At 62.0% G+C, this 10385-nt stretch carries 10 protein-coding genes; 6 read left to right on the forward strand and 4 right to left on the reverse strand.

The window, feature by feature from the left end; translation table 11 throughout:
* Window positions 1-39: 39 nt before the first annotated feature.
* From D3P04_RS22745 to D3P04_RS22770, 6 genes are all read left to right on the forward strand, one after another.
* On the forward strand, window positions 40-909 hold the full coding sequence (locus tag D3P04_RS22745; protein WP_119752176.1) for a carbohydrate ABC transporter permease: 870 nt from the start codon (window positions 40-42) through the stop codon (window positions 907-909).
* Window position 910: 1 nt separating this feature from the next.
* On the forward strand, window positions 911-1741 hold the full coding sequence (locus D3P04_RS22750) for a carbohydrate ABC transporter permease (RefSeq protein WP_119752177.1): 831 nt from the start codon (window positions 911-913) through the stop codon (window positions 1739-1741).
* 12 nt (window positions 1742-1753) lie between these two features.
* Window positions 1754-2755, forward strand: a complete 1002-nt coding sequence (locus D3P04_RS22755) for an ABC transporter ATP-binding protein (RefSeq protein WP_119752178.1) — start codon at window positions 1754-1756, stop codon at window positions 2753-2755.
* A 100-nt stretch (window positions 2756-2855) separates the two neighbouring features.
* Window positions 2856-4325: a mannitol dehydrogenase family protein gene (locus D3P04_RS22760; RefSeq protein ID WP_119752179.1), complete on the forward strand. Its 1470-nt coding sequence runs from the start codon at window positions 2856-2858 to the stop codon at window positions 4323-4325.
* A gap of 159 nt (window positions 4326-4484) precedes the next feature.
* Window positions 4485-5213, forward strand: a complete 729-nt coding sequence (locus tag D3P04_RS22765; RefSeq protein WP_119752180.1) for a molecular chaperone DjiA — start codon at window positions 4485-4487, stop codon at window positions 5211-5213.
* A 76-nt stretch (window positions 5214-5289) separates the two neighbouring features.
* Window positions 5290-5775, forward strand: a complete 486-nt coding sequence (locus D3P04_RS22770; protein WP_147391981.1) for a hypothetical protein — start codon at window positions 5290-5292, stop codon at window positions 5773-5775.
* A gap of 27 nt (window positions 5776-5802) precedes the next feature.
* Here D3P04_RS22770 and D3P04_RS22775 read toward each other — a convergent pair whose 3' ends face one another.
* The 4 genes from D3P04_RS22775 to D3P04_RS22790 form a co-directional block, all read right to left on the reverse strand.
* A complete protein-coding gene (locus tag D3P04_RS22775; RefSeq protein WP_119752182.1) occupies window positions 5803-7731 on the reverse strand; it encodes a 3'-5' exonuclease in 1929 nt (642 codons plus the stop codon).
* Entirely contained in the window at window positions 7728-8096 is a 369-nt protein-coding gene (locus D3P04_RS22780) for a response regulator transcription factor (RefSeq protein ID WP_119752183.1), read from the reverse strand. Before D3P04_RS22780 ends, D3P04_RS22775 begins: the two co-directional genes overlap by 4 nt.
* Window positions 8096-8593: a hypothetical protein gene (locus D3P04_RS22785; RefSeq protein ID WP_119752184.1), complete on the reverse strand. Its 498-nt coding sequence runs from the start codon at window positions 8591-8593 to the stop codon at window positions 8096-8098. The genes D3P04_RS22780 and D3P04_RS22785 overlap by 1 nt, the downstream gene beginning before the upstream one ends.
* A partial coding sequence (locus tag D3P04_RS22790; RefSeq protein WP_119752185.1) for a DUF294 nucleotidyltransferase-like domain-containing protein occupies window positions 8590-10385 on the reverse strand: 1796 nt, incomplete at its 5' end. The genes D3P04_RS22790 and D3P04_RS22785, both read right to left, overlap by 4 nt.

Raw genomic sequence — 10385 nt, forward strand, 5'->3', positions numbered from 1 at the left:
GTCCTATGCCCGGCCCGACCCGATCCAAAGGAAGCTCTCATGGCGACGCAACGCGCTCATAAGGCGGCGCGGCTGATGATCTCACCTTCGGTGATCCTGCTTCTGGCATGGATGATCATTCCGCTCGGGACGACGATCTATTTCTCGTTCCTCCGCTACAACATCCTCACCCCTCCGGCCTCGTGGACGGGTTTCGAGAATTATTATTATTTCCTGACCGACCCGGCCTTTATTCCGGCGCTGATCAACACGCTGGTTCTGGTACTGGGCGTGCTGGTCATCACAACGGTAGGCGGTATCCTTCTGGCGCTGCTTCTGAACATGGAGTTCTGGGGTCAGGGCATCGTCCGCATTCTGGTCATCTCGCCCTTCTTCGTGATGCCCACCGTTTCGGCGCTGGTCTGGAAGAACATGTTCATGCACCCGGTCAACGGGCTGTTCGCGCATCTTTTCCGCGCCGTCGGCCTGCAACCGATCGACTTCCTGTCGACCATGCCGCTTCTGTCGATCATCATCATGGTCGCCTGGGCATGGCTGCCATTCGCCACCCTGATCCTGCTGACCGCCCTGCAATCGCTGGACAGCGAACAGATGGAAGCGGCCGAGATGGACGGCGCGGGCTGGCTCAGCCGGTTCATCTACCTGACCCTGCCGCATCTGACCCGCTCGATCACCGTCGTGGTGCTGATCCAGACGATCTTCCTTCTGGCGGTCTTCGCCGAGATCTATGTGACCACCGCGGGCGGCCCCGGCTATGCCTCCACCAATATCCCGTTCTTCATCTACAACCTGTCGCTCAAACAGTTCGATGCGGGCATGGGCGCCGCCGGAGGTGTGATCGCCGTCATCATCGCCAATATCGTCGCCTTCTTCCTGATGCGCGCCGTCGGCAAGAATCTGGAGCTGTGACATGGCGAGGAAAACCACCACGGGCCAGCGCGCCCTGATCACCGTCGCCGCCTGGGGCATCGGATTGCTGATCTCCTTTCCGATCATCTGGACGATCCTGACTTCGTTCAAAACCGAAGCGCAGGCTATCGCCTCGCCCCCGGTCTGGTTCAATTTCGACTGGACGCTTCAGAACTATATCGATGTCAACACGCGCTCGGATTATCTGCGCTATTTCTGGAACTCGGTCGTGATTGCGGTCGGTTCCACCCTTCTGGGGCTGGCGGTCGCCATTCCTGCGGCATGGTCGATGGCCTTTCAGCCGACCAAAAACACCAAGAACGTGCTGATGTGGATGCTGTCCACCAAGATGATGCCGGCGGTCGGTGTGCTGGTGCCGGTCTATCTGGGACTGCGCAGCATGGGATTGCTGGATACCCGTATCGCCCTTGTCACCATCATGATGCTGATGAACCTGCCGATCATCGTCTGGATGCTGTTCACCTATTTCCGCGAGATTCCGGGCGAGATTCTTGAAGCCGCGCGGATGGACGGCGCCAGCCTCAGGAACGAGATCATCTATGTCCTGACCCCGATGGCCGTGCCGGGCATCGCCTCGACGCTGCTGCTGAACGTGATCCTCGCGTGGAACGAAGCCTTCTGGACGCTGAACCTGACCACGACGAATGCCGCGCCTCTGACGGCCTTCATCGCCAGCTTCTCGTCCCCGCAGGGGCTGTTCTACGCAAAGCTCAGCGCGGCTTCGACCATGGCCATCGCGCCCATCCTGATCCTTGGCTGGTTCAGCCAGAAGCAACTCGTCCGCGGCCTGACTTTCGGCGCGGTGAAGTAAAGGAAACCTGTCATGGGAAACATTACTCTTGAGAATGTCGCCAAGCGTTTCGGCGAAGTCGAAGTCATCCCGCCGCTGGACCTGAATATCGAGGATGGCGAATTCGTCGTCTTCGTCGGCCCCTCGGGTTGCGGGAAATCGACGCTGTTGCGGCTGATCGCGGGACTAGAGGATGTCAGCGGCGGACGTATCCTGATCGACGGACAGGATGCGACCGAGGCATCGCCCGCCAAGCGCGGTCTGGCGATGGTGTTCCAATCCTATGCGCTTTATCCGCATATGTCGGTGCGCAAGAATATCGCCTTTCCGATGAAGATGGCGGGAATGCCCGAGGATGAGCAGAAACGCCGGATCGACGCCGCCGCGAAGGCCCTGAACCTGACCGATTATCTGGACCGCCGTCCGGGGCAATTGTCGGGCGGCCAGCGCCAGCGGGTCGCCATCGGACGCGCCATCGTGCGCGAGCCTTCGGCCTTCCTGTTCGACGAGCCGCTGTCAAATCTTGACGCGGCGCTGCGCGTCGGTATGCGGCTTGAGATCAGCGAGCTGCATAACCGCCTGAAAACCACGATGATCTATGTGACCCACGATCAGGTCGAGGCGATGACCATGGCCGACAAGATCGTCGTGCTGCAAGCGGGCCGGATCGAACAGGTGGGCAGCCCGATGGAACTGTATCGCAACCCGCGCAACGTCTTTGTCGCGGGCTTCATCGGCAGCCCGAAGATGAATCTGCTGACCGGCCCGACGGCTGCGGAATATGGCGCCGAAACCATCGGCATCCGGCCCGAGCATATCGGCGTCTCGACCGAGAGCGGCAAATGGAAAGGCCGGATCGGCGTCAGCGAGCATCTGGGTTCTGACACATTCTTCTATGTCGAGGAAACCGGCATCGCCGATGCGATCACCGTCCGCGCCGATGGCGAAATCGACCTGTATCACGGCGATGAAATCTGGCTGACCCCCCAAGAGGACAAGCTGCATCGTTTCGGCAAGGACGGCAATCGTATCTGACCCGATCTCTTGGCGGGCGGGGCGGGTTTGCCCGCTTGCGCCCGCCAATTCCTCCACTCTGCCCGGCAAGGTTCCGGGAATTCGGACGAAAGGCTTCGTCATGGCTATGGCTCTGGCACAATCGACACTGAACGATCTCGCCTCCGGCGTCGTCCATCCGGGCTATGACCGCGCAGGTCTCCGGCCCGGCATCCTGCATGTCGGCGTCGGCAATTTTCACCGCGCCCATATGGCATGGTATCTTGACCGGTTATTCGCGCAGGGCGAGGGGCACGACTGGGCATTGATCGGCGCGGGCGTCCGTCCGGGCGATGCATTGATGCGCGAAAAGCTGCAAAAGCAGGATTGGCTGACCACTCTGGTTGAACTGGATCCCAAAGGGCTGAATGCCCGCGTCATCGGCTCGATGGTGGATTTCGCCAAGGTCGATCCGCAAGCCGTCATTACCGCCATGTCCGATCCGGCGATCCGTATCGTTTCGCTGACCATCACCGAGGGCGGCTATTACGTGGACGCCACTACCGGCGGCCTTGATACCGGCCATCCCGATATCGCCCATGACGCCCGGAATCCCGACCAGCCGCAAACGGTCTTCGGAATGATCCTTTCCGCGCTTCGCAATCGCCGCAAGGCCGGCGTTGCGCCTTTTACCGTCATGTCCTGCGACAATCTTCCGGAAAACGGCCATGTCTGCGCCCGCACCGTGATCGGGCTGGCCGGGCTTTCCGACCCCGCCTTTGCGAATTGGGTGCAGGAGAATGTGGCTTTTCCCAATTCGATGGTGGATTGCATCACACCCGCCACCTCGGACCGCGAGCGGGCATTGGTCCAGGAGCGTTTCGGCATCGAAGATCCGGTTCCGGTGGTCTGCGAACCTTTCCGGCAATGGGTGCTGGAAGATAACTTCCCCCAAGGCCGCCCGCCGCTGGAAAAGGCCGGGGTGCAATTCGTCCGGGATGTCAGCCGCCATGAATTGATGAAACTGCGGATCCTGAACGGCGGCCATGCGGCCATTGCCTATCCCTCGGCGCTTCTGGGGCATCATTTCGTCCATGACGCAATGGCCGATCCGCAGATCGAGGCATGGTTGCGCGCGCTTGAAACCCGCGAGATCATCCCGACGCTCGCCCCGATCGAGGGTGTCGATTACGGCGATTACCTTGAGCTGATCGTGGATCGTTTCGCCAATCCGAAGATCGGCGACACGATTGCGCGGCTTTGTCTGGACGGATCGAACCGGCAGCCGAAATTCATCCTGCCGACCGTGCAGGATGCGCTTGCGGATGATCGCGCTATCGACGGGCTGGCGCAGGAGGTCGCCTTCTGGTGCCGCTATTGCGAACGCACGGATGAACAAGGCCGCGAGATCCCGCCGAATGACGACAATCACGACGTGCTGCGCGAATTCGCGCTCGCATCTCGCCGGAATCCTGTCGCCTTCCTTGGAAACCGAACGGTTTTCGGCGCGCTTGCCGACGACACACGCTTTCAAGAGGTTTTCTCGCGCAAACTGACCCTGCTTTACGAACAGGGGACCCGCGCGGCTCTTGATACCTATCTCGCCGGGTAAATTATCCGGCGAGGCGCGGGCGGTTGTCCTCCTTCCGCCCGCGCGAAATTCCCATTGGTCCGGCATGGCCGCCCGACTCATGAAAAATTCAACTAAAAGCCGATCATCTTGATAATCCCGGCACTATCGCTGCACGTTCATAGCCGCTAATCTGAGGACATGGATACGAGCCCGCATCAACCCGTCTGCCCCAACCTGCCGAAACCCCGCAGTTTCTGGCAGCGAATCGGTGATCGGCTGGCAGCATTGCTGGGCCGGCAGCGCACGGCCATTCCGCCGGAACGCTCGGTCGCGTTCACGATCGCGGTGATCGCCCTTGGCGCGAAACTCGCCAAGGCGGACGGCGCGATTGCACGATCCGAGGTTTCGGCATTCCGGCGCGTGTTCATCATCCCCCGGGCCGAGGAAAAGAACGCCGCCAGGGTCTTCGATCTGGCCCGGCAGGATGTGGCGGGATTCGATGCCTGGGCACGTCGCATTGCCGCGATGTTTCCCGTCGGCGATCCGGTTCTGGCCGATGTGATCGAGGGGCTGTTCATCATCGCGCTCGCGGATGCCGATCTGCACGAGGCAGAATGTGACTTCATCAACGAGGTCGGGCGCATTTTCGGCCTGTCCAAAGCCGCGGTGACCGCGATCCGTGCGCGTCACGACCCGAAGGCAGGTTGTCCGCCCTGCGAAATTCTTGGCATTGCCCCGGATACACCGCTGGCCGAAGCCCGGAAACATTGGCACAATCTGGTCCTTGAAGCCCATCCCGACCGCGCCATCGCCCGCGGCCTTCCGCCCGAGGCCGTCCGCCTTGCAGAATCCCGCACCCGCCGGTTGAACGAGGCATGGGAAAACTTCCGCGCCATGCAGAAACCCATGGCCGCAAGTCAGGGATAAGCGCGAAATCACGCCGACCTCGATATCCGGCGCTCTTGCAGAAACCGCCTGCATCTCCCATCTTTCAGCAATGCAGTTGCGCCGTCTGACCCTTGCCGTCCCGCTTGTTCTGGCAGTTTTCGCCGGACAGTCCGCCCATGCGCAGGATACGCCCGATATGTGGCAACCCCCGATGCAAGGTGACGAAGCGCCACGGAACACGCCGCCGAATGACGGCACATCTCAGGATGACGGCGGCGATCCGATCGAACGCGGCATGGGTTCATTGCTGGAAGAGCTTCTGCGCGACATGGGCCCCGAACTGGACCAGCTTGGGCAGGACATGTCCGGCGCATTCGAGAACCTGACCCCGATGCTGAAGGATTTGCGGGTGCAGATCGACGATCTGCGCAATTATCAGGCACCCGAGCGGCTGGAAAACGGCGATATCATCATCCGGCGCAAGGCAGAGGCGCCTCCACCTCCGCCGATCGACGAAAATCTTCCGGATTCCGACATTCCCGAACCACGGCCCAGCCCCGGATTGCCGGTCGATCCCGACGCGCCGGAATTCGAACTCTGAACGTTTCGGGCGCCGCCGGATCTTTCTTCAACTCCGGGAGCCGTTAACGTCACGGATCAGGCGGCGGTGTTTCCGCGCCTCGGCCCTGACATCCTCGAAACGGGTGATCCCCTTGGCCTCCAGCGCGGGGATCAGGCTCAGGAAAATTTCGGCCGTCGCCCGGGCATCGCCCATGGCGGTATGTCTTTTTTCGGGCGGGATGACGATCCCCAGACGCTCGGCCAGCGCATCCAGCGTATGCGATACCGAACCACCCCAGATCATGACCGATAACAGAACCGTATCCAGCACTCTGTTGTCGAAATCCGGTCCCATGCCGGTATTGCGCAGCATTCCCATGTCGAAGGGAGCGTTATGGGCGACCAGCACCGCATCCTGCGCGAAATGGTGAAATGATGTCAGTGCCATATCCGGGCCGGGCGCATCTGCGACCATTGCGTCGGATATCCCGTGAATCGCCGTCGCGCGCGGCGGGATCGCGCGGCCGGGATTGACCAGCGTTTCGAAGCTTTCGCCCGTCAGCCTGCCGCGCGCGATCCGCAGCCCCGCGATCTGCACCATGCGGTCGCTGTCCTCAAGCCCGGTGGTTTCGGTATCGAAGACCACACAGGTCAGATCGCCCAGCCGCAACGATGAGCCACCCCGCGATGCCAGACCGAAATCATAGGTCAGCCCCACCGCGTCATCCGCCGCCCCCAGCACCTGCAGGGGCAGAACCAGACGAGAGCCGGACGGATCGGATTCCGGCCAGATACCCGTCTCATGAGCCGCTAGAATCTCGGCCCCCGTCAGATCGGGCTGACCGGGATCGGGTCTTTCGGACAACCATTCATCCAGACGATCCACCGGCAACGCCTTCCCTTTCCATTCAAGCAGCAGATGCAATTCGGATTGACCGGTCATTCTTGCCTGCACCCACGGAGTGCCGACCTCATCCGAAAGCCGGCCATTCAGGAACCGTAAAAGCGCATTCATCGAGGCCGCCTCTGCCCGCACCGCCTGCTGCGGCAAATCGTCCCGCAGCGTCAGCCCGGCAACGAGTTCGTGCGGCATCGCACGCGCAACAGCCGCACCGCCCGTCATCGAGTCCGTCAATTGTCGGGCAGTGGCCGCCAGTCCCTGACCTTCGGCACGTATCGCCTGCGCCAGATCCTGCGGAATCGGCCCGTCCAGAGCATCAAGCATGGGCACAAGCGTCGCCGCGTGGCGCCGCAATGCCTCCAACGCCTCATGCGGTGCGGAACCAGAGGACAGGCGCTCTTGCAAAATCAGCAGGATATTCTCGCCGATATGCCTTATCCGCCCGGAAAGACGCATCCCGTCATGAGCCAGACAAGCCAGATCGGTCGCCCCCGCCCCTGTCTCCAGACGGGCAAGCGCGGCCTCGATCACAGCCGGGGCGATCTGCGACGACAGTTTCCGATCAAGCGCCAGCCCCGGCAGGAACCGGGCAGCAGCAGCGTTATAGAAGATCACGCGCCCCTTGCTGTCGGCCATTATGGCGCCAGCACCGAAATCGGCAAAGATGGATTCCAGCGTTTCCTTTTCACGCTGCAACTCCGCTCCCTGAGCCGCCACCGCCTCGTCCAGAGCCTCTTGCGTGCGGGACCGTTCCTCGACGGCATCGGCAATTGCCGGACCCAGATCGCCCAGATACCGCGCCCGCATCACATCAGGAGGACGGCAGGTCCGCAGCGAACCGGCAAGACCTTCTATCGGCTGAACGATATGATGATCGACAAGCAGCCATAGCACGGCTGTCCCTGTCAGGATGCCGAAAAACTGGATCACGCCCGTCCGTATCAGCACGTCCAGCGTGTCACCCGATGCCATGACCTCACCCGGCAGCCGCCGCGCCTCGGCCCATAGCGACAGACCGGATCCGGCCAGCAGCAGCACAGCGAAGCCCGCGAACAGCAGCAGGACACGCAGGCGCAGACCGATCCGGCGTTTCATCTCCGCTCCAGCAGACGTGCCATTTCGGCCCGGAGTTCGGACAGTTCAAACGGTTTCGCAATGAACCCGTCCGCGCCAAGCGCCAGCCCCTTGCGCCGCTCGACCACCGAACCGCGCGCGGTCATCATCAGCACCCGGATATCCTTCAAGGCCGGATCCGCCCGCAGATCCTGCACGATCTGATAGCCCGATACCTCGGGCAGCATCACATCCAGCAATACCAGATCCGGGGATCGTTCGCGGATCTGCTGAATCGCTCCGGCCCCGGTGGCAAGCCGCGCATGGCTGTGTCCGTCACGGGTCAACAGGAAATCCAGTGCGATGGCGATATTTTCCTCATCCTCGATCACCAGAATATCCGCCATTATCCGGCCTCCCCGGCACAAACGATGGCGATAGCCGGATCGTCATCCGCCTTTTGCCAATCACCGCCAGCGACAGAGATCATACCTTTCGCACAATCGAAATTCTGCCGCACGATCACCGTCGGGCGGCGCCGCTCTATCAGCATGATCTCTGCCCGCCGGATATCCTCCCCGGCATCGGTGATCTTGCCGGGATCCATCGCGGCGAAACGCACGATAACGGGCGCGACATAGGTCCAGGGCGCCCACAGATAATTGTCTTTCCCCACCAGCAGCATTTCCGCCCCGGCAGGCAATTGCTCTTTCGCGCGGCTGAACCAGCTATAATCGTTCCAGACCGAATATCCGATCATGGTCAGCCCGATAGCCGCGGGCAGAAGCCATCTCGGCAGGGGAACCCCGGCCTTGCGCGCGGCATGCATCAGGGCAAAGATCAACGCCCCGGCCCCGATCCCCGCGATAATCGCACCCAGCAATTCGAACGACATGGCGTTCATCCCGGAATCCCCTTTCCATGGCTCACGGCCGCTTGCATTCCCCTGACGACGACGAAAGCGTCCCGCAGATGGCTGCGCTCGAAATCGGGCAGATCGGCAGGCAACAGGAAATTGTCGGGCGCCCGACCGGACAGGATCAGAGCAGCCTGATTTTCAAGCCGCGCCGTCTGGATCAGGTCATAGGCCGCGATCAGATCGCGCCCGCCACTGCCGGAAATGATCCCTTTCGCCTCGGCATCCTGCAGCCTTGCCCGCGTGTTCACCGGCGTCAGCCTGCCCTGAAGCGCATAGACCCGCGCCAGATCGTTGACGGGCACCACGCCGCCAAGCTTCATGTCGATATGATCGCGATACGCGCCGTGCCGGATGGTCGCGAAGCCGCCGATCAACCCCAAAGGCGGGCGATGCCTGAGCGCGTTCGAGATCATATGCGCCACGAAAATCGAGTTCCGCGCCGCCAGTTCAAGCGTCTCGGTCTGCAGCCCCCGCAGTAACGACGCATCGCCGCCGATGGCCCGCAGATCGAACATGACCGAGGCCAGCATCTGCGCCTCGGGATCCGGGCGGGCGATCCAGTCGCGGAAATAACCGCGCCAGACATCGCGGGGCTGCCGCCAGCGCGGATTGACCGCCATCATGTCGCCGGGACAGTAGACATAACCGCATTCGTTCAGCCCGTCGCAGACAAACCGCGCGAAGCTTTCGAAATAGGGATCCGCCGGATCGCTCGCCTCGGCCAGTATCAGGCAGTTATCCTGATCGCTGATCCCGGTCTGCTCCTGCCGGCCCTGACTGCCGCATGCCGCCCATGCCCAGGCGGCGGGGGCGGGACCAAGCCGCGCCTCGGCCATCTCAAGCAATCGGCGGGTCACGGCATCGGTGATATCGGTGATCATCCGGGTGACGATCTCATGCCGCTGATGCGCCCGGACCATCTGTGCCAGCAGCCCGGGAATGCGACCGGTCGTCTCGGCCATCTCGCCCACCGTCTTCGCCTGCGCGATATCGCGCAAAAGCGCCGACGCGGATACCGCCTGCACCCGCGTCAGATCGGTCTGGCTGATCATCCCCACGAAGCGCCCGTCATCGACGACCGGCAAATGACCGATGCCGCGTTCGAACATGATATTCAGCACATCGAGACCAAGCGCCGAGCTTGGCAGACTGACCGGATCCGGGGTCATCACCTCTGAAACCGGCGCCTGCGGATCATGGCCCTCGGCAACGACGCGATTCGACATGTCACGGATCGTGACAATCCCGGTCAGCCGCCCATCATCCATGACGATGCCCAGACTGCTGACCCGCGCGTCGCGCATCATTCCTGCCGCCTTGATGATCGGCATGTCCGCGCCGCAGCTTCGCGGTTTCCCCGACAGCAGCTCCCCGACCTTCATCATCGCCGCATCGGAAGCCCGCATCACCGCCCGGCTGCCGCGATCGAAAAATCGGGCGAAACCCGGATGCGCTTCCATCAGCCGCAGCAATTCCCGCCGTGGCAGCACCAGGATCACCGCTTCCGAAACCGCGCTGGCCGATGTCACGGCACGGCCAGCGCGCAGCAGCCCGCGTTCCCCGAAAGAGTTGCGCGGTCCCAGCTCGGACACCGACTCGCCATTGCGGTCACGCACCTGAACCACGCCGCTTTCGATCAGAAACAAGCCCGGCAATGCCTCATCGATGTCGTAAACCGTCTCTCCGGCGGCATATTCCCTGCGACCGAAGAAACCGGCGACACGCGCCAATTCGTCCTGTGGCAGGCTGTCATAGGGATGAACCGTGGCGATAAAAT

Origin of the sequence: Paracoccus onubensis (genome assembly GCF_003591515.1) — a bacterium.
GTDB classification, from domain to species: Bacteria; Pseudomonadota; Alphaproteobacteria; order Rhodobacterales; family Rhodobacteraceae; genus Paracoccus; species Paracoccus onubensis.